16 protein-coding genes and 1 riboswitch are annotated in these 19587 nt (G+C 53.1%); of the genes, 9 read left to right on the top strand and 7 right to left on the bottom strand.

Annotated features, from left to right (window positions below):
* The first annotated feature begins 31 nt into the window (after window positions 1-31).
* From FKN99_RS07335 to FKN99_RS07325, 3 genes are all read left to right on the top strand, one after another.
* On the top strand, window positions 32-514 hold the full coding sequence (locus tag FKN99_RS07335; RefSeq protein ID WP_172117247.1) for a GNAT family N-acetyltransferase: 483 nt from the start codon (window positions 32-34) through the stop codon (window positions 512-514).
* 82 nt (window positions 515-596) lie between these two features.
* Window positions 597-824, top strand: coding sequence for a hypothetical protein (locus FKN99_RS07330; protein ID WP_172117246.1), 228 nt, complete (start codon window positions 597-599; stop codon window positions 822-824).
* Window positions 817-2322, top strand: coding sequence for a sodium:solute symporter family protein (locus FKN99_RS07325; RefSeq protein WP_172117245.1), 1506 nt, complete (start codon window positions 817-819; stop codon window positions 2320-2322). The genes FKN99_RS07330 and FKN99_RS07325 overlap by 8 nt, the downstream gene beginning before the upstream one ends.
* 99 nt (window positions 2323-2421) lie before the next feature.
* Here FKN99_RS07325 and FKN99_RS07320 read toward each other — a convergent pair whose 3' ends face one another.
* The 3 genes from FKN99_RS07320 to FKN99_RS07310 all read right to left on the bottom strand — a co-directional run bounded on the left by FKN99_RS07320 (window position 2422) and on the right by FKN99_RS07310 (window position 6127).
* Window positions 2422-4212, bottom strand: a complete 1791-nt coding sequence (locus tag FKN99_RS07320; RefSeq protein WP_172117244.1) for a GGDEF domain-containing protein — start codon at window positions 4210-4212, stop codon at window positions 2422-2424.
* Window positions 4213-4571: 359 nt separating this feature from the next.
* A complete protein-coding gene (locus tag FKN99_RS07315) occupies window positions 4572-5630 on the bottom strand; it encodes an SPFH domain-containing protein (protein ID WP_172117243.1) in 1059 nt (352 codons plus the stop codon).
* Between the two features lie 2 nt (window positions 5631-5632).
* Complete coding sequence (locus FKN99_RS07310) at window positions 5633-6127, bottom strand: nodulation efficiency, NfeD-like protein (RefSeq protein ID WP_172117242.1); 495 nt, start codon at window positions 6125-6127, stop codon at window positions 5633-5635.
* A 161-nt stretch (window positions 6128-6288) separates the two neighbouring features.
* On the opposite strand from FKN99_RS07310, the gene FKN99_RS07305 reads away from it, so the two are divergent.
* Window positions 6289-7002 carry a trimeric intracellular cation channel family protein gene (locus FKN99_RS07305; protein ID WP_172117241.1) on the top strand — a complete coding sequence of 238 codons (714 nt, stop codon included), beginning with the start codon at window positions 6289-6291 and terminating at the stop codon, window positions 7000-7002.
* Here FKN99_RS07305 and FKN99_RS07300 read toward each other — a convergent pair.
* Window positions 6999-9953: a translocation/assembly module TamB domain-containing protein gene (locus FKN99_RS07300; protein ID WP_172117240.1), complete on the bottom strand. Its 2955-nt coding sequence runs from the start codon at window positions 9951-9953 to the stop codon at window positions 6999-7001. The genes FKN99_RS07305 and FKN99_RS07300 overlap by 4 nt on opposite strands.
* A 108-nt stretch (window positions 9954-10061) precedes the next feature.
* Between FKN99_RS07300 and FKN99_RS07295 the strand changes: the two genes are divergently transcribed.
* Complete coding sequence (locus tag FKN99_RS07295; protein ID WP_172117239.1) at window positions 10062-10769, top strand: DUF3581 family protein; 708 nt, start codon at window positions 10062-10064, stop codon at window positions 10767-10769.
* Window positions 10770-10897: 128 nt separating this feature from the next.
* Here FKN99_RS07295 and FKN99_RS07290 read toward each other — a convergent pair whose 3' ends face one another.
* Window positions 10898-12637 carry a potassium/proton antiporter gene (locus tag FKN99_RS07290; RefSeq protein WP_172117238.1) on the bottom strand — a complete coding sequence of 580 codons (1740 nt, stop codon included), beginning with the start codon at window positions 12635-12637 and terminating at the stop codon, window positions 10898-10900.
* Window positions 12638-12748: 111 nt separating this feature from the next.
* Window positions 12749-13135, bottom strand: a complete 387-nt coding sequence (locus FKN99_RS07285; RefSeq protein WP_172117237.1) for a hypothetical protein — start codon at window positions 13133-13135, stop codon at window positions 12749-12751.
* Window positions 13136-13362: 227 nt separating this feature from the next.
* On the opposite strand from FKN99_RS07285, the gene FKN99_RS07280 reads away from it, so the two are divergent.
* Entirely contained in the window at window positions 13363-14862 is a 1500-nt protein-coding gene (locus FKN99_RS07280; protein WP_172117236.1) for a CoA-acylating methylmalonate-semialdehyde dehydrogenase, read from the top strand.
* Window positions 14863-14924: 62 nt separating this feature from the next.
* Here FKN99_RS07280 and FKN99_RS07275 read toward each other — a convergent pair whose 3' ends face one another.
* On the bottom strand, window positions 14925-15617 hold the full coding sequence (locus FKN99_RS07275; protein ID WP_172117235.1) for a hypothetical protein: 693 nt from the start codon (window positions 15615-15617) through the stop codon (window positions 14925-14927).
* A gap of 265 nt (window positions 15618-15882) precedes the next feature.
* Window positions 15883-15987: riboswitch (TPP riboswitch) on the top strand.
* Between FKN99_RS07275 and FKN99_RS07270 the strand changes: the two genes are divergently transcribed.
* From FKN99_RS07270 to FKN99_RS07260, 3 genes are all read left to right on the top strand, one after another.
* Entirely contained in the window at window positions 15977-17365 is a 1389-nt protein-coding gene (locus tag FKN99_RS07270) for an SLC5/6 family protein (RefSeq protein WP_172117234.1), read from the top strand. It overlaps the preceding riboswitch by 11 nt.
* Window positions 17362-18330, top strand: coding sequence for a magnesium/cobalt transporter CorA (corA, locus tag FKN99_RS07265; RefSeq protein ID WP_172117233.1), 969 nt, complete (start codon window positions 17362-17364; stop codon window positions 18328-18330). Before FKN99_RS07270 ends, corA begins: the two co-directional genes overlap by 4 nt.
* 77 nt (window positions 18331-18407) lie before the next feature.
* Entirely contained in the window at window positions 18408-19586 is a 1179-nt protein-coding gene (locus FKN99_RS07260; RefSeq protein ID WP_172117232.1) for a zinc-binding dehydrogenase, read from the top strand.
* Window position 19587: the final 1 nt, after the last annotated feature.

The following is a 19587-nucleotide window of genomic DNA, read 5'->3' as shown; positions in this document are numbered from 1 at the left end:
ATTAATTTCAGCAAAATAAGGTTAAATAGTGATGCGGGACACCACTATCCAGCGACTCAGCGCCGATAGCTCTCATCTTCCCACGGTAGTGCGCTGGACGTTTGCAGCGTGGGGGGATTTATACCCAGGACTCACGTTAGAAGAGGCTATTGATGACACGATGTCTGAGTGCGGTATCTCAGGTGTACCCTCCGTATTTATTGCTTTGCAAGACGACGTACCTGTCGGCACTGCCTGCTTAATTGACGATGATATGAGCATTCGGCGCGAATTAACGCCGTGGCTGGCCTCTGTTTTCGTAGCGCCTGAGTGGCGCGGGCAGGGTATTGCTTCCGCGCTGGTGCAACGCGTGGAAGCAGAAGTACGCAATAGCAGTATTTACCAATGTTATCTCTATACCCCTGACCAGCAGTCGCTTTATCAGCGGCTAGGTTGGCAAGCGATAGAAACGCTTGAGTACCGAGGCGAAACCGTGACGCTCATGCGACGCCTCTTAACGGAGTCAAGCCGTTGATCGGCCGACGATTTGCCGATCACACAACATGAAAATAGGTAGGCCAGTGGTACGACGGCTAACAAAATTTTAGGGAATCACCATGCGGCGTTTACTGGTACTGCCCACCTCGCGTGCGGGTTGGGGTTTATTCATTGCGTTTTTAACACTCATCGCTATGGGAACGTGGCCGATGATTGGTTGGGTAAACCGGGCAACGTTAGTGCTAGGCCTGCCCCTGATGGTGGTATGGAGCTATTTGGTTATTTTTTCTTGCGTGGTGGTCATGCTGATAGGCAACCGTATCGTAGAGCGAGATAACCATGAATAGCCTCTGGCCTCTGCTGATTACGCTTATCTATGTGGCCATTGCCATGATGATTGGCTTACGCGCCCGCGGTGGTCAGGCCACCCGTGCCAATATGAACAGCCTGGAAGAGTGGGGGGTTGCTGGGCGTAGCATGGGGCCGGTCACGCTGTATCTGCTGATTGCCGCAGGGAGCGTCAGTGCTTATACCTTTATGGGTGCACCGGGCTGGGCTTATTCGAAAGGGGTCGCGGTCTTTTACGTCGCTATCTATTTGGCGTATCTGGCCCTGATCGCCTGGTACTTTGGCCCCAAGGTATGGCAGTTTGGCGCTGAGTTTGGCCACGTTACTCAGGCAAGCGCGATTGCTGACCGCTATCAAAGCCCTGCCTTGGGGGCGCTGGCATCGCTGGTAATGGCGGTTGGCTCAATTGCTTACGCGGTGCTTCAAACGGTTGGTTCGGCCTATATTCTGTTTGTGATGAGCGGCGGTATCATTCCTGTCTGGTTAGGCGTTGTGTTGGTGCTTGCCTCTATTGCTGTCTATTTGTACGCCAGCGGCCAGCGGGCGATTGGGCGCACCAACGCCTTTCAGGGCGTATTAATGTTGGTCGTTGCCTGGGCTGTAGGGTTGTGGGCAGTGCATAGCGCCACCGGCGGTTTAAGTTTTGCAGCGGTATTTGAGCGTATTCAGGCTGAGCATGTGGCGTTTTTAACCCTACCAGGGGCTGGCAGGGATATGAGTTTTAGCTTCTGGACCACCTCGATTATTGTCTCGATGTTCTCGTTTATGCCCCCGGTATGGACCCAGTGGATGAGTGCGTCTTCCGCACGCACTATCCGGCGCAGCGCTACCTGGCTGCCAACGTACTATGTGGTGATTTTACCCATGGTGGTTGTGGGCTTTATCGGTATTTACTCGCTACCTGACCTGGCGCGGGCAGACACGGTGGCCCTTGAATATGCCATGCAGCATTTGCCTGTTGTGCTGGTCGGGCTACTGGGGGCGGGTACCCTGGCGGCTTCCATGTCATCAAGTGAGCCGTTTATTCATTCGGTGTCGCTGTCATTAAGTAAGGATGTACTGCAACCGCTGTTAAAGCTTTCAAATGCTACTACTGGTCGACTTGCCAGGCTTATGATCTTACCCATCATGGCCTTGGTGATTGCACCGCTCGCGATTGCTGAACCGGGCAGTCTGGTGATGATTTTGCTGGTAGGGCTGGGGTTTGCCTCGCAAGTCTTGCCTGCTTTTGTTGGCATGTTCTTCTGGCCGCGCGCGTCACGCTTGGGCGTTATGGCGGGCATTGTGGCAGGGTTTTTGGTTACCGTGGCGTTTACTACGCTATGGCCACACCCGCTGGGAATCCACGCGGGGTTCTGGGGGCTAATCATCAACTTGCCGATATTTGTGGGAGTGTCGTTAGTGACTCCGGCCACACAAGCGGATGTCGTGGAGCGTTTTTTTCGTATTGCGGCGCCGCGTGGTTTAACCCGGCTTGGGAAAAAGGCAGCACTGTAGCGTCTCAGGTCATATCAACCTGTAGCATGGCGTGTTTACTGATTGCTTTTTGGCAATCAGCTTATCGCTGGACAGCGAGAGGGGGGGGGTTATGCTGGGCTACGACTGCCCCAGCATAAAATCGCGCGTTTTAGGCGTTTCAGGCCACACAATGCAGCGATTGCGGCCGCCGTTTTTAGCTTGATATAGCATCTCATCAGCCATTTTTAGCAGTTTGAATGGGTCCTGGGTATGGTCTGGATAAGTCGCTACTCCGCAAGAAAGCGTCACTTTTGTTAGTGGCGCTCCCTGGTATGCTAGAGAGAGTTCTGATGCCAGTGTCAATAGCGCGTTAGCACGAGACTCGGCAGCATGAACTGATGTCCCAGGTAGTAGAGCAACGAACTCTTCGCCTCCAAACCGACAAACGATATCAAGGCCACGAAAGTGATGCTTTAGCAGTTCCGCCATTTCCACCAGCACGCTATCGCCTGCATCATGGCCAAAGTGATCGTTGATCTGCTTAAAGTGGTCAATATCCAGCATGAGTAGCGATAGTTGGCTGGCGTTTTGCTGCGCGCGGAGGCATTCATGCTCGAGCACTCTATCAAAATGACGTCGGTTATATAGGTTAGTGAGAGGGTCTTTAAAAGAGAGGTTTTCTAGCTCCTGGACGAGGCGGCCAAGCTTCTTGGTCCTTGATGCCACTTGATATTCCAGAGTTTCATTCGCAAGTGACATCTGCTGCTGAGTATGCCGGTAGTGCCAAAGAAAGATCGCCGCGTTAGCCAGTGAAAAGATCAGCGTGCCGTAGCTTAACGGTATGGTGCGCCAGGCAATAAAGCCGTGGGCTACCAGCATGTCAGTCAATAAGAGTGGTATGAACAAAGTGAAGCAAAGTGCTAATAATCGCTGCTCAGTACTTAGTTCTCGGAACCTAAACAGGGCGAGTATTAGCATGGTGGGCAGCGTGACGGTGAGTAATGCATCAAATACGGGAAAAGTGATAGAAAGGCTAACAAGCCCTAATTGAACCAGGCTGATCGCTATGGCGAGATAGGCTAAGTGTAGCGCCCAAATACTGGTCAGCCAGCGATTTGTTTTTCCGTTAAACCAATGGCTTAGTAGTAGCCCAAGAGCAATGGGTAGCGTGTAGTAACTGCCCGCGCGCAATGTGTCCCAAGCCAGAGCATTATCAACGATCAACTGGCGAGCTGGCGCTTCAGCCAACAACATTAGGCCAGAGGCATAGGCAAACAGAGCAATAGCTGAAAAGCCGCGCCTTTCAGGGCCAATAACGGCGAATATAGTCGCTATAAACGCTAAAACAAATACCAGGGCACTGACTGCAAGGTCTTGGACGGACATGTGGATGATACTTTCCAATACCTCAAGACGCTCCATGACCTTTACTTCGCCCCACAGGCCGATATTGGTGTAATAGGAAAATACTCGGATGTTGAGCGGTTTGCCGGAAAAATTCTCAGGCAGTTCAACCATGTGCCACGGCCAGCCTGCAAAATCTCCCCGCCCTTGGGCATCGAATTCGCCGTACTGGTAGATCAGTGCATCATCCAGATAGATCTGGCCAATCAGGTTAATACTGGTGATGTAGAGTACGGGGTCATTCCAGTTACCGTCTGGCAATACACCGCGGAACCATACCTGTTCCTGGCCGTTTCTTTCCGGTGGATCGGCAGGAAAGTTGATGGGGTTCCAGGTGAGTGATGTATCGGGCGGCTGGGAAAGAGTGCCTTGAGTTCCCGCAGGAAGGTCTCCCCAGTGGTACTCCCAGCTATGCAGAGGTTGAGGGGCTGAGTCAGCCTGTAAAACACCCGAATACAGCACCCACACGCAAAGTGTAATGCTCCACAGAATAGCCTTATATTTGCCATCCCCAAGCGGCAACAAAATTCTGTCCTGGTCGCTGTTATGCGGCTGTTAAACGCATCATCACTGATGATAAGTCAATGAAGTGATGCTAAAACCCGCTCGGCCAGCCAGTGTATACATAGTGAAAGCGGCTGATGATGCTCGGCTTGGCAGGGGGAGGAGCCCCTGTTAGCTTAAAAACCGGCTGATAAACCTCATTTCCTCGTGGTGAAATGAAGTTTGTCATTCTGCGGGCTGTATAAAAAGGCGCGTATCGAAGTTTTGTTATTGCGCAAATTAAAGCAACTTTATGTCATGTTGGCTACGAAAAAAAGTCGGGTGTATTGTTACCCGACTTGGCCTGGGCTTTTTTAATGAGTGTTATCAGCTAATCGTTATTAACTGCTAATACTTCCGCCTACCACGCCGCTGCGAAAGCTGTTGGATGGGTTAGTATTGCCGGTGCGGTGTTTTAGATGTTCTCCTACCGCATCCTCAGGTGAGCCTGCCAGTTCGCGGAACATGCCCATGGAACCCAGCAGAGCAGAAGATTCATAAGGCACAAAGACGCGCTCGCCGTCTTTCGCCATGTTGGGCAAACCCTTGATATAGCTCTGGCCGAGTAAATAACCCACCACGGTGCGTTTGTTTTCCTCGCTGTCGCCAATAGCATTCAATACCAGTTTGATGGACTCCTGCTCGCCTTGGGCGCGCAGAATGGCCGATTCCTTATCGCCTTGGGCGTTAAGAATGGACGATTCACGCTGGCCCTGAGCCATGGCGATGGCGGCAGATTTTTCACCTTCGGCTTCGGTAACGGTGGCGCGGCGTTTACGCTCGGCAGCCATTTGTAGGCGCATGGCCGTTTCTACTTCTTCAGGCATGGCGATGTCCTGTACCTCGACGCGAGATATTTTGACCCCCCATTTGGATGCAGGCTCTTCCATGGCAGCCTGAATCTCATTGTTCACTTCCGCGCGGGATTCAAATAGTTTATCCAGCTCCATTTTGCCGACCACCGAGCGTAGCGTGGTTTTCGCCAGAACCTCGACGGCCTGGCTCATGTTGACGACTTCGTAAACCGCGCGCTTAGGATCAATAATTTGGTAATAAAGCGCGCCATTGATACGAACCGTTACGTTATCGGTGGTCACGACCGGCTGGCCGGGGAAATCCATCACCGTTTCACGGCGGTCAATGCGAATCTCATCCGTGGTAATTGCCTGGTACTCTTCGCCCATTTTGCGATAGCGCAGCATGGTGATCGCGCGAGGCTGCTCAATAAAGGGAACGATGATATTGATGCCACTTTCGAGCACACGATTAAATGAGCCGAGGCGCTCAACTACCATTACTTCCGACTGACGTACAATCACCAGTCCTTTGGAAATAATCACAATGCCGATAACGACAATAATCAGGCTTATTAATAAACCGGGGCTAATAGGTAAATCCATTATTAAGGCTCCTTGCGTAGGGGGGGATCGTCTTGCAAAGGGTTAGGGGCTGACGAGGGGAGGGCAACCAGCGCTGTGGTGCCTTCAAAGCGCTGAAAGATAACGGACGTATCGGGTGGAAGTTCTGTGGCACCTGTGTCCATAACGCGCAAGCGGTAAAAGTCGCCGTTAATTTTGATACCGGTCGCATCGTCATAATCGCGGCGCAACGTATGGTAATGATTGCCTTTTTCGACCCCAGTGCCGGTGGTGCCGTAGGCAACGCCGCGAGGAGAAAAGCGCGGGCGAATCACCATCACACCCAAGGGAACTAATAGGCCAGCAAAAATGCCCATGCTCAGCAATTGCCAAGGTAGAGAGAGCCCAAGGGCAGTGACCGCCGCGGTAAGCGCGGCAGCAATACCCAGTGCCAGTAGTACCATTGCACCAGAGGTTAACTCCCCTAAACTGAGAAGTAGCGCCAGTACTAACCATGTATAAGCAGGGTTCCAATCCATAGCACCTCCTTTTAAAAAGTTCTCACAAGCGTACCCTAAGCCACGGCGTTAAGTCGGGTTAATTAGCGAATGAGCAAGCGATAGGCGAAAAACGCATTAGTGGTATTCTGCCTGCTTTAAGAAACCGCTTTAAAAAAACATAGCGCACAAAGGGGAATCACGTGACGGGTGTGGTGTATTGGTTGGACATGATGGGTGTGATTGTTTTTGCACTATCGGGCGTTATCCTTGCGTGTCGGTCAAAAATGGACCCGTTTGGCATGCTGGTGTTGGCCGCTGTGACCGGGATTGGTGGCGGTACACTGCGTGATTTAGTGCTGGGCTTGCGGCCGGTCTTTTGGGTCGCTGATCCCACTTACTTATGGGTTATCCTGGCAACGGTGGGCATTTCGCTGGTGGGGTTCCACTATATTCATCGCTTGTCGCGAAGGTTTTTGCCGATTGCGGATGCCTTTGGCCTTGCCTTGTTTACGGTCATCGGCACCCATAAAGCGCTGTTGCTGGGAACCTCCGGTGTAGTGGCGGTATTGATGGGCATGATGACCGGTGTCGCCGGCGGAATGATCCGCGACATGCTGGCTCAGCGCGTACCGATGGTGCTGCGCGAAGAAATCTACGCTACCGCTGCCATGGCTGGCGGCACTGTATATGTCGCGCTGAACACCTTGAATACGCCGCTGAGCGTTAGTATCGCCATGGCCTTGGCGATTACGCTGGGGCTGCGGTTAGCCGCGATTCGCTGGCACTTGGCGTTGCCGGTGTTTGCTTGGGTCACTTTGCCGCCCAAAGAGACGGGTTCAGCAGCGCCGCTTTCGACGCCGGCTAAAGCCAGAGAGCGGGTCAGGATGATTCGGCGCCAGCGCAAAAAGCGCTAATCAGGACGAGGGTAACGAACCGCTTGCCGCCAGCGGTCAAACCAGCGCTTGGGTTGCAGTACGTGTAACCTGGGTTCGCTGTTAACAAGCTCCACGCCTATGCCAAGTGCGCCAAGACGGGCATAGAGCGCTCCATTGGCGCTCTGCTCTTCAAGCGTGACATCGGAAAGCAGCAGTAGAGGGCCGCCGGTGAGTACCAGGTTGCTCAGCTGGATACGTTCGCCATTAAGTGCAAGTTCAGCGGTGCCATTAACATTGCGCACGTTGAGTAGCCTGCCGAGCCAGTCGCTTTCTCGAGCACGGGCTAAAAACAATCTGGCGACCAAGCCGGTGTCGCGCATGGCCAGACGCAGCTGTGTGGACAGGCGAATGGGGTCATCCCAGGTAAGCTGTGCGTCATCCATGGAGAGCTGCACCCACCAGCCTGCGTCCTGAGCGCCTTGCTCGCTTATGCGGAACACATTTTCCAAGCGCAGAAATGAGTCATTAGCCGTAAAACGCCGTGCCTGTAAATCGCCTTCAGTAAGTTGTAAGTAGAGTTCGATATCGCCACGTAGCCGCTGATCAAGAAGGGCGAGGTCGGCGCCAAACGCACGTAGGGTCATGTTGCCTTGGGCGCTCATCCCCTCCAAGAGCCACTCGCTGCCCAGGCTTGCCTGACCGCCAAGCAGGCGAAGGCCTGCATCTGCAGGCAAGTAGCGGTTATAGCGCGTAAAGTCCGGCACTTCGGTAATCGGCAAGTCTATTCGGGTAACAAAGTATTCTGCTTCTGGCGATATGAGCACGTTGCTGAGCTGGTCTGTCTGGGTGGTTAAGGCAAAGTGACGCCCCTCTACATGAGGTTGGTCATCACCGTTACGCTGTAGCGAAAAGCGCGGAATACCCAGCGAAAGTTGTGCCTGTTCGGGGCTGTCGATTTGCGCGGTTAGCTCGCCGCGCCCGCTGGCCTGGTAGTCTAAAAATGCGACTTCAAGCTGGTTGGCATCGATACGCAGCCGAGTAGGTGCCAACAGGCGCTTACTGCTAAAAGAGCCTTGGGCGAACAGTTGCCCATTGCCAGACAACGAAACGCCGTGATCTGTGGGTAAAAAGGCGTTCAGAAAACTCAAGCGCTGCACGCTGCCCTCTAGCTGAAACTGCCCACTGGGAATCTCGCCACGCCGCTGAAAGCGGCCTTCGCGAACCACTAAGATACTTTCCAGGCGCTCTTCGGGCTGTGTGTCATCAGCGACCTGCCAGCGTAAACGGCTACCACTGATATCAATGCTTGTGCCATCGGTAGCGGCCTCGCGTAGTTGCAGTGAAAGCTGCATATCGCTAGTGAACAGGGTGCTCTGCTCATCACGTTGCCAGCGGGTAGTGAGCGAATCGCCGGTTAAGGTGAGCGCTCCGCTAAGCTGTTCAGGGGTAATATGGAGCGTTCCATTACTTTGCGCTTGGCCGCTGACCAGGTTAAACGGAGCCGGGTCCGGCAGGTAGGTGGCAATATACGGTTGCAGGGCGCTAATGCTGGCCATGCGGGCATCCTGCCAGTGAAGTGTCGCGGTGGCGTGGCTGCGGGCTAATACGGGTTCGATAGGACTTTGTGCTACCAGGTCAAGTGTCGCGTCGTTAAGCAGTGTTTGGTCAGCGTGGGAGAGTGTTGCCTGGGAGAAACCAAGTGTCGCGTCCACCATCGAGGCGTCCTTTAGCTCAGCGTTAAGTATGCCTTGCCCTTGAGCGGTCATATCCAGTGCGTTGACCGCGATTGCGTCTGCCTCGACCCGCAAATGGGCGCTATGGGCGTGAGTGTCGCGAACGCTAACCCTGGCCTCTAAACGGCCATTGCCGGATAAGCGAATGCCCTGCCCCTCCAGCGTATTGGCGAGGTAGCGGTCCATCATGTCCAGCCGGGTAATGGTGCCTTCAAGCGCCAGCTCAGCATCCGTGGGTGGAGTTAGTTGGTCCAAGCGCTGGTTGGCCATATCGCTTTTAAGGCTTAAGGCGGTATTTACCGCATAGGGCTGTGTATCTGCCAGCGTGACATCCTGCAGGCGAGTCTCAAAATCAATGTGGTGATCGGCTACGCGTAGCTGGACGCTTCCTCTACCGGTTGCTGTGTGGCGTGGGGGCGGTGCATCTGCCTCTCTCCAGGTCGTTGGTTGATCGTGCTCTAAAAGCGTTCGCTCATCCAGCGTTAAACGTAATTCAGGTGCCTTCAAAGTAAGCAGGCTGCCTGGTTTAAGTGTGCCTGAGACCAGTTCAATATGGCCCTCCAGTGCGCCGCGGCCGTCCAGGAAAAGCCAGGGAATGGCCTCCAGGTAGGGCATGAATACATTCCAGGCATCTGCCTGCGCCTTAATATCAAGTGTTGCGGAAAGTGCCGCTAGCAGTTCAGGGTTAAGTGCACCCGTGGCCGGGTCCGTGGGCGTGATCTCATCAAGCGTTGCAGTGGCTTCAAGGGTTATGGCGTTAACCAGTGTGGCGTGGTCACTTGGGCGTATCAGGCGGCCTTCTGTGATTGCCAGGTTCACATGAGGTATGGCCAGGTTTTCACGGCTAAGGGTTGTATCAGCCACTTCTAGCGTGCCCTGCGCTTCAAGGGCGATATCACCCACCGTTAAGCGGCGGATTCCTTCGGCCTCTAATGCCTTGATATGTAACTCGCCGCGCAGTAGCGACCATAACGAGAGTGTGAGCGTGGCATGCTCGGCCTCAATTGCCATCGGTAGCGCATCGTCTTCACGGGCAAGATAAAGGTTGTCTACTTCCCAGCGTCCAGGGTGGCGGCTAGTTCCTTGGCTCCAGCGAACCTCAATACCTTCAAACTGAGAAATTCTTTCCGGTAACCACTGACTATTCAGCAACCAGTAGCTGCCCACCAGCCAAACCGTTATGATAAACAGGCTACTGATCAAGGTAGCCAATACAACGCGGGATAAGCGCTTTTTAGTAATGTTCGTGTTTGACATACTCGCTTCCTGGCAGGTGACTCCTGTTGGCGCGCGTTTTATGGCATTATGCGCGACGCTGGATAGTTATGGGTTTTCGATTTCAACGCTAGGCAGGCAGCAAACGCCATGTTCAAGGATTTTTACGCGCAACACGGAGAGTATGTAGTGGTCTCCGCCGAGCAGGCCAGCCGTTTCGCTAAAGGCGTGGCAGGTGATTACAACCCGATCCATAATCCGGGTGCGCGACGTTTCTGCGTGCCTGGTGACCTGTTGTTTACGCTAATACTGGTAAAGTTCGGGCTGTCGCGGCAAATGGAATTTCGCTTCACCAATATGGTAAGTGCTGATACGCCACTGCTCTTTAGTGAAGCAGAAAATGGTGAGCTTCACGTAAGTGATGAGAGTGGAAAATGTTATTTACAGGTGGTTCGTGATGGCGAGACGACCCACGATAGTGCTGCTATTGAAGCCTTTGCTCGCTGCTATGTGGCGTTCTCAGGCAAAAATTTCCCGCATTATTTAAAGCCGCTAATGGAAAAGCATGGGGTAATGTTTAACCCTAAACGCCCTTTGGTTATCTACGATAGCATGGGTTTTTCATTAGAGCGTTTGGATGGGTTTACACCAGGACTCGCCTTAACGCGCTCATCGCTTGATGTGCAGGGGAAGCGAGCAGACGCATTGCTTGAGTTTTCCATTGAATCGAAGGGCGCTGCAATCGGTGTCGGCTCTAAAAAGCTGGTGGTCAGTGGCCTTTGTCATTATGACGCCGCTGAAATGGCCGCCATTGTTGATGAGTTTTACCGGCTTAAAGCCGCCTACGAAGCTGCCTGAGTTGTTTCTGCAGAGCTAGTCCAGCAAGAACGGGTTCTGAAATGCGATTCTTGCAGGACATTTTTGCAGCACGTTGAAGTGTTTCTAAAGGCCACCCGTTAATAGCGGGTGGCCTTTGCGTATGGGTATCAGGCGGGGTGTTGCTCTACAGTGAGTTCTGGCTGACTGATGGTCAAACCTACCGTGGTAATGCGCCCATCAAGTACGCCTTGAACGGAGAGGGTCACGTTTTCCAACGCTATTGAGTCACCTATGCGTGGTTCGTCCGTCAATCGCTCACGCAGAAGCGCGTCTAATGTGCAGTGCATATCACGGTCTAGCGTAATGCCATAGGAGTTAAATACTTCGTCGACGTTGGTGTTGCCTTTCAGATGCAATATTTGATTGGGGAGTTGGTAGTGGTCGACCGTGGCTCCCTCCGCAAAAATACAGTCAACAAACGGCAGAACCTGTGGACGCAGCACGACAAACAAGTGATCGCCTGGCTGTAATTGGGTGGACCCACGCGGTGGGATAACGTCTTTGCCACGGGTGATCATGGCCACCACTGTGCCGTCAGGCAGTGCGAGTTGCGATAAACGACGGTTGGCTGCACGAGTAAAGTCACCTAGCCGATATTCCACAATGTCGGCGTCAACATCCTCCAATGAGGTAATCTCCAGGCTGGCGGCAGGCACAACAGGCGGTGGTTCGGTAAGTTTCAGTTTGCGCGCCAAGTAAGGCAGCGTAGTGCCTTGAATAGTGGCAGAAATTAATACCACGAAGAACACCACGTTGAAGATAAGTTCAGCGCCTTCCAGGCCGAAAATCAGTGGGAAAATAGCCAAAATAATGGGCACTGAGCCACGCAGGCCTACCCAGGCAACCAGCCCGGTTTCGCGGTTCGTAAAACCGAACATTTTTAGAATGGGAGTGACGGCGAGTGGGCGAGCCACCAAGGTTAATATAGCCGCAATCATCAGGCCTTCCAGCCATACATCCAGTAGGGAAACAGGATTAATCAGCAGCCCAAGCACCACGAACATGACGATCTGACTCATCCACGCTAATCCGTCATGAAACAAAAATGTGCTGCGCTGAAAGGCAATCGGGCGATTGCCGATCATGACGCCTGCAATAAAAATCGCCAGGAAACCACTGCCTCCAAGGTTCGCAGCAACGCCAAAGGCGAAGAGCCCACATGCCGCAACCAGAACGGGATAAAGGCCCGATGTGACCAGATGAATACGGTTAATAAGTTGAACGGCTGCCCAGCCGACCAGCAGGCCGACGGCGCCACCTACCCCGATTTGCAGGATAAAGAGTTTTAACAGGCCCACTCCAAGGGGCATATCGTTAACCAGTACTTCAAGTAATCCAATGGTTAAGAAAATCGCCATCGGGTCGTTGGATGCGCTTTCAATTTCAAGCGTAGACTTGAGCCGTTGATTAATATGGATGCCAGCATTACGCAGTAATGAGAAAACCGCAGCGGCGTCGGTGGAGCCGACGATGGCACCTAGTAATAAACCATCCAACAGGGGGAGCTTTAGAATATAAGCAGCAGCGACCCCGGTAATCATTGATGTGATCAAAACACCGAGCGTGGCCAATAGGGAGGCTGGCTTCCACACCAGGCGGATTGAGGCGAGGGGCGTTTGTAAGCCGCCATCGAACAAAATCATTGCCAGTGCCAACGTGCCCAGCGCGTGTGCCAAACCAGGATTATTAAAGTCGATACCGCCAATGCCTGCTTCCCCCGCAAGCATACCGGTTCCTAAAAACAGTACGAGTACCGGCATACCCAAGCGAGCTGACAGCTTGCTTGAAATAATGCCGACCAGTAGCAGGATGGCTGCTAGTAAAATAAGTTGGTCCACCAGAAACATACGCACGATTCCTGAAATAACTTGATATGGCCAGACCTTTTAATAATAAATGCCTGGTGTCATGTACGTGGCAAAGAGGCGTTACGCGCCTCTGTTAACCGTCGTTATTTGTTAAGCGTAGGGTGGTGCTCTGCAGGGAGGAAGGCCGCCTGGTAAGCCTGGGTTCGATGAGCCAAGGGTATTCAATACGCAGTGATAAACGGCAGGCGCAATACCAGGCCATCTTTCATGGGCGGGCAGAGCCACCCCGGTATCATTTTGAATTACTACCGGGTTTTGGCGTCGCTTGTCATGGTCCAGGCTAAGGCGATTAAGTGGGTTAGCCAGTACGATCAGCGGCTTGGCGTGGTCTTCCAGGGCTGAGTGATGAACTGGCTCAGCAGCCCGCGGCATCGCCTCGTGAGGAGCGGCGCACCACAGCAATAGCGCCAAGCTCCAGAGGCCCACTTGGCCGAGCCGGAGAGACGTCATAGCGGTGGGCATGTATTGCTGAGGCAAAGAGACATCTCCTGGGTGCGCCGTATTATCATCCCTTATTGGGAGGGGAGGTCAAGCGGTTAAACATGCGTTTGCACTGTCTTTGGCGTCTTGTCATCGCTAATCGGGGTTGTCACTAACCGTATTTGACGTTTACGTTAACTTGCTGATATACCCTATTCTTGGCCCTGGGGCAGCTATAGAGACTGCCTCTGTTACAAACACAATCATAATCAGGAGCAAGCGTAATGGCCGTTCGCGAAATTCCCATGATCATTGATGGTCAAGCCGTCCTGTCTCAAAGCCAGGAGTGGCGTGATGTGGTTAATCCGGCGACCCAAAAGGTGGTTGCCCGGGTGCCTTTTTGCACGGCAGAAGAAGTAGAGCATGCGATTGCAAGCGCCCATCATGCGTTTAGAGAGTGGCGCAAGGTACCGCTTGGAAAGCGCATGCGTATTATGCTGGCGTTGCAGGCACTGATTCGTGACAACACCGATGAACTAGCCGCCTTAATCACCGAAGAGCATGGCAAAACGTTGCCAGACGCCAAAGGTGAAGTAGGGCGAGGTCTGGAGGTGGTCGAACACGCCTGCTCGATTACCTCGCTCCAGCTAGGAGAGGTGGCCGAGAACGCGGCAAGCGACGTCGATGTTTATACGCTACATCAGCCGCTAGGCGTAGGGGCCGGTATTACGGCCTTTAACTTCCCGATCATGCTGCCCTGTTTCATGTTTCCGCTGGCCATCGCTACAGGCAACACCTTTGTGTTGAAGCCTTCTGAGCAGGATCCCAGCTCGACCATGCGCTTGGTGGAGCTCGCCCATGAAGCCGGTGTGCCAGCTGGGGTGTTGAACGTGGTGCACGGCGGTCCTGAGGTTGCCAACCAGATTGTCGATCACCCAACGGTTAAAGCGCTATCGTTTATTGGCTCAACCCACGTCGGCTCATTGCTTTACAAGCGGGCGGCAGATGCGGGTAAGCGTATGCAGGCGATGATGGGGGCGAAGAACCACTGTGTGGTTATGCCCGACGCAAATCGCAGCCAAGCCATCAACAATCTGCTGGGCTCAGCATTTGGCGCCGCAGGCCAGCGCTGTATGGCTAATTCGGTCGTGGTGCTGGTCGGTGAGGCGCGACAATGGATTGATGATATTGTGGATGCTGCAGGCCAGATGAAAGTGGGTCCTGGCACCCAACAGGATGCCGATTTAGGGCCGCTGGTATCGCCTGCCGCCAAGGAGCGGGTGTTAGGTCTTATCGAGACCGGTGAAAAGGAGGGCGCAACGCTATTGATTGATGGGCGTAACTGCCAGGTACACGGTTATCCGAAGGGCAATTTTGTGGGACCGACGTTATTTACCGATGTGACTGCGGAGATGACCATTTACCGTGAAGAGATATTTGGGCCGGTACTCTGCGTTGTCAACGTGGAAACACTCGACGAAGCGATTGCGTTTATTAATGCTAATCCTAACGGCAACGGCACGTCTATCTTCACGAATTCTGGCTGGGTGGCGCGGCGCTTTGGAACTGATATAGACGTGGGGCAGGTGGGTATCAACGTGCCAATCCCGGTGCCGGTTGCCTATTTCAGCTTCACTGGCTCACGTGCTTCAAAGCTCGGCGATTTAGGGCCAAATGGAAAACAGGCGATCGCCTTCTGGACGCAAACCAAAACGGTAACGGCACGCTGGTTTGAGCCTGAAAACGTTTCAAGCGGTATCAATAGTACTATTGCATTAAGCTGACGCTTACTTACTAAGCAGTCACTGGTTCTTGTGGGGGCCAGTGACGTTGTTGTACTCAAGGCTTAAAAATCATTCAGCAGGCTCAAGCTTTCTTCCAGTAGCTTTTCAATCGGCTTAAGTTGGCTTTCATGCAATACGAGTAGAGACGGCGCCTCTTTTGGCTGTCCGACAAGGGGCACTAAAAGGGCGAACTCACTCTCCTCTAGATGAAATTCATGAATTTCACGCGGGCCTAAGGCCGTTTGGCATTGGGAGCAGCGGTAGACATCGTCCTCGCCATACACCAACCGGTGATACATTTTAAAAAGCGTATAAAGTGCCAAGCCGCCTTCAAGCGCAGACCAGCGTGCGGGCGTTTTGGGTATATCGTCGGTGACCTCTTGCCCTTCGGCTTTGGCATCGGCGATCACATTTGCTAAAGGCATCGCCAAAATGGCAGGGTCTTCAGAGGGTAGCGGAGCGTTTTGCTTCGTGGCCTGGTCGAAGTCTTTCACCGCGCGCTTTACATCATCTAGCGTATTTAAAACGTAGTCAGCATGCTGTAAGTCGCCAGGCTCGCAGCTACCGTTCTCCCAGCCATGGATCACGCGTAGCGTCATGTCTCCTCGTGACATGGGGCGGGCCAGCAGCATATAAAGCATTACGCGAACGTGAAGCTGGCGCTCATCGGTATTGTTTTCAAACGCACGGTAGGGGTCAGCAAACAGAGTATTGAGCCGCCCTTGCGTATGCTCCTTGGCTTCGGTGTATGACATAGTGGTTTCCTGTAAGCGCGTCGCTTATTCTCCTGTGCGACGCTTGTAACATTAATGTTTTATAACACTAATGGCAGTAAGCTACTTTTATTTTGTAATGCTTTGACTCAGTTTACAGCAGCTTTTGTTAGTCTAGACAACGTTGTAGCGAATGAATAGCAGAAGTAAACCGTTTTCCTGTTAGCTATTTAGCGGCTAGGATACGGCGCGAGTAGCTGCTCATTTTGACGGTTAGCTCGCTTTACATCAGGATACGCTCTCAATTCACTGTCGCCAGGGGAGCCACGTTGCGTGGCTGAGAATGCTATGACGCAGACCCTGGAACCTGAACCGGTTAGTACCGGCGGAGGAAGTGCGACATGCCATACCTAACGTCAGCCGTGCTGGGCGCGGCGCTCTGTTGCTTTGCATTTTTAGGCCTTAAAGCCCGTGGGCGTAAAGGCTCATTGGATGACTTTGTAACCGCTCGTAATTCACAAACCAGCACCACGCTAGGGCTCTCTTTTGTTGCATCTGGTATGGGCGCCTGGATTTTGTTTGCACCGCCAGAAATTGGCGCTTTTATTGGCCCATTGGCCTTGGCAGGCTATGCCCTTGGCTCCTCACTGCCTTTTATCGTCCTTGGCTTTTATGGTCCGTCTATACGCCGGGCTCTCCCTGAAGGGCGGAGCATCGCTGAGTTTGCCGAGGCGTGCTATGGGCGCGGAGTGCGCCACTGGGTAACGCTGGTTTCCGTGGTGTATATGGCCTGCTTTTTAGCCGCTGAATTAACCGCTATTGGAGCGATCACCTCACTGCTTTCTGATGTTCCGTCGAGCTGGGTGATTATTGGAGTAACGCTCACTACGTTGCTTTACACGGTAAGCGGTGGGCTGCGCGCAAGCCTGGCCACTGACCGTTGGCAGGCATGGTTGCTGCTTGCACTGTTAGTGGTGGTTTCCAGTGTCACCGTTTGGCACTTGCCTGCCATGCCGAGCAGTGCGGCATGGCCCTCTATCGCCACTTCTGATGCGCTTAGTGTGGCACTAACGCTTGTCATCGCGGTTACCGCAGCGAACTTGTTTCACCAGGGCTACTGGCAGCGGGTATGGGCGGCACGTGATGATCACAGTTTGGCCCGCGGGGCTTGGGTAGGAGGGGGCGCCACGGTCATGATCGTTATGGTGATTGGCGGTTTGGGTATGCTTGCTGCCATGAACGGTGTTCCGCTGGGCGAACCGCCCATGCCTTTTTTTGCACTGCTCAATAACGCGCCACCCTGGCTAGCTATAACGGCACTAGTGCTTGCCGTTACATTGGTGGCGTCCAGCGTAGATACGCTACAAAGCGGTATTGCCTCACTGATCGTGTCGCGCAGTGAACAGCCAAGCGTTTCTATCGCGCTCACACGCTGGATGACCGTTTTGCTTATGGTGCCTGTCGTGGTTGTCGCACTTCAGGGTGTGTCTGTTTTACGTCTTTTTCTAATCGCTGATTTAGTCTGCGCTGCAACCGTGGTACCCGTACTGCTGGGCTTGTGGCGGCGCATGACGCCCCTTGCGGCTATCGGTGGCGGCATGGCGGGTCTATTGGGTGCGATCTTGCCTGGGTGGATGAGTCACGCCAGCATAAGCGAAGGGATAATGGCGGCAAGCTTTCCGAACAGTGTACCCACACTAGCGCCGTTTCTAGGTGCGTTGTTAGCTTCCACGGTGGTAAGCGTGTTATTAGCGTATTTAAGAACCCCCTGGAACCAAGGACAGTTATGATTCGCAGTATTTTGACGACCCCTGATGGCGAAACCCATGAAGGGAACGAAGAGCTTTTTGTCACATGGCAGAATACCCCCGGCAGTCATATATGGATCGATATGCAGGGGGAATCAGCAGAATCTGCTGAGCGGCTACTGGGTAAATTTGAGTGTCACCCCATGGCTATTCAGGATGCCCATAAAGAGCGCTTACCACCCAAAATAGAAGAGTTTGATAACCACGCACTGATTATTTACCGCGGTATTTCATCTTTTGATGCCCAGCTAAACTTTGTTCCTCAGCAGGTCTGCTTTTTTATTGGTGAGTGCTTTCTAGTGACGCTACATCCAGGCGTTGCCATGAGCATTGAGCGGCTCTTTAAGGAGCACGGTAAGACGTTATTAGCGAAATCACCGGAGCAGGTGGCGCTCAAGGTGATGTATATCTCTGCTGGGTATTACATTGATAGCCTGCTTGAATTTGAAGCGGAATTAAGCGATTTAGAAGATGAGTTACATGAAAATGGTAACGATGTATTAATGCGCAAAATTACCATGTACCGCTCCCGGCTGGTTAAGATGCGGCGCGTGTTTAATTATCATAAAGGGATTACCCAAGAGTTAACTGTCTACGACTATGAGCACGTCCCGCGTGAGGAAAATGAAACGCTGCATGCCATTAACGATGTTGCCGAACGTTTTGAGCGGCTTTATACGCTTACTCAGATGTATTACGACATTTGCGGTGATTTAGTAGACGGTTACATATCAATCTCGTCGCATCAACTGAACATTACAATGCGCGTTCTAACGGTCATTACGGCGATTTTTGTTCCGTTAACGTTTGTTGCGGGTATCTACGGGATGAACTTTGACTACATGCCGGAGCTGCACTATCGCTATGGCTACTTCTTCATTTTAGGCATGATGGCAGGAATCGGTGGCGTGCTGATTTGGGTGTTCAGGCGAAAGGGCTGGTTCTAATTCAGCAGGCTTTTAAGGGGTAGCAAGAGTTTGCTATGGTCGGCTAGTCTTATTCCTTTGTATCAAGGAGCCTGACAATGCCTGAATCTACCGCCGTTTCTTCTACGATGGCTGCCATGCTCTTGGTCGGGCATGGTGGCGTCGAACAGCTGCATTATCGTGAAGACGTCAAAACGCCGTTGCCCGGCCCAGGTGATGTTCTGGTCCAGGTGACGGCGACCGCGAAAAACAATACCGACCGTAAAGCGCGTGAAGGCCTGTATCCCACCAAAGAGAAAGGCGACGTGACGTCCTTTGCCATGGGTGGCACGCCCACCTTAACGTTTCCGCGTATTCAGGGGGCAGATGTAGCCGGGCGTATCGTCGCGGTAGGCGAAGGCGTGGATGCCGAGCGTATTGGCCAGCGCGGCCTGCTTGATTTCAATATTTATGCGGATGAGCGCCGGGATATCAATCTCACTCCCGACTACTACGGCCATGGGGCCGATGGCGGCTACGCTGAGTATATTGCGGTACCCGCAGACCAGTTCCACTCCATTGATAATCCCGAACTCCGCGATGCTGAGCTAGCCGCGATGGGCATGTGCTCCTATCAAACGGCGTACCATATGATGACCTCGGCACACATCAAGGCTGGCGAGCGCGTGTTGGTAAGCGGTGCCAGCGGTGGCGTAGGTACCGCGCTCATTCAACTGTGCCGTATTGTCGGTGCTGTTCCTTATGCGGTCAGCCAGCCTGATAAAGCCGCTGCGCTGCAAGCGTTAGGCGCCGAAGCCGTTATTGACCGTGGCGACCTGCCGACCTTTGTTGAGCGCGTCTTAGAAGCCACTGGCGGAAAGCCAATTGATGCGGTGATGGACTTGGTCGGCGGCGAGATGACCGACCTGTTTATCGATACCATGATTGTTGATATGCAGCACCGCCAATCCTATCCGCGCCTTTCCATCGCAGGGGCCAGCGGCGGTAATCTCAGTGAGATCATGTGGACGCGTATTTACCTTTATCAGGTGCAGATATTTGGCGTTTCTCACGGTACTCGTGAAGAAGCCGAGCAGCTAATCGCCTGGATTCGTAGTGGTGAACTCAAGCCTGTTCTCCATGCGGCGTTCAAGCTTTCTGAACTGCATAACGCCGAGCGCTATTTTGTTAATCGGGGCAGCAATTATCTCGGCAAAATTGTCATTGTTCCAGATGCGCAGTGGGATACCCACGGCGCACCTTTTGCACTAACAAACGCTCAGGAGCAACGCCTTTGAA

This window comes from Halomonas hibernica, from assembly GCF_013183775.1.
In the GTDB taxonomy this organism is placed as follows: Bacteria; Pseudomonadota; Gammaproteobacteria; order Pseudomonadales; family Halomonadaceae; genus Vreelandella; species Vreelandella citrativorans.
This window is presented reverse-complemented; position numbering and strand designations above follow the sequence as displayed.

Bases quoted from the DNA above. Each gene is read 5' to 3' on its own strand.
- FKN99_RS07335 (WP_172117247.1), top strand. From the start codon at position 32: ATGCGGGACACCACTATCCAGCGACTCAGCGCCGATAGCTCTCATCTT.
- FKN99_RS07330 (WP_172117246.1), top strand. From the start codon at position 597: ATGCGGCGTTTACTGGTACTGCCCACCTCGCGTGCGGGTTGGGGTTTA.
- FKN99_RS07325 (WP_172117245.1), top strand. From the start codon at position 817: ATGAATAGCCTCTGGCCTCTGCTGATTACGCTTATCTATGTGGCCATT.
- FKN99_RS07315 (WP_172117243.1), bottom strand. From the start codon at position 5,630: ATGGATTTACCTATTAGCCCCGGTTTATTAATAAGCCTGATTATTGTC.
- FKN99_RS07310 (WP_172117242.1), bottom strand. From the start codon at position 6,127: ATGGATTGGAACCCTGCTTATACATGGTTAGTACTGGCGCTACTTCTC.
- FKN99_RS07300 (WP_172117240.1), bottom strand. From the start codon at position 9,953: ATGTCAAACACGAACATTACTAAAAAGCGCTTATCCCGCGTTGTATTG.
- FKN99_RS07295 (WP_172117239.1), top strand. From the start codon at position 10,062: ATGTTCAAGGATTTTTACGCGCAACACGGAGAGTATGTAGTGGTCTCC.
- FKN99_RS07290 (WP_172117238.1), bottom strand. From the start codon at position 12,637: ATGTTTCTGGTGGACCAACTTATTTTACTAGCAGCCATCCTGCTACTG.
- FKN99_RS07280 (WP_172117236.1), top strand. From the start codon at position 13,363: ATGGCCGTTCGCGAAATTCCCATGATCATTGATGGTCAAGCCGTCCTG.
- FKN99_RS07275 (WP_172117235.1), bottom strand. From the start codon at position 15,617: ATGTCATACACCGAAGCCAAGGAGCATACGCAAGGGCGGCTCAATACT.
- FKN99_RS07270 (WP_172117234.1), top strand. From the start codon at position 15,977: ATGCCATACCTAACGTCAGCCGTGCTGGGCGCGGCGCTCTGTTGCTTT.
- corA (WP_172117233.1), top strand. From the start codon at position 17,362: ATGATTCGCAGTATTTTGACGACCCCTGATGGCGAAACCCATGAAGGG.
- FKN99_RS07260 (WP_172117232.1), top strand. From the start codon at position 18,408: ATGCCTGAATCTACCGCCGTTTCTTCTACGATGGCTGCCATGCTCTTG.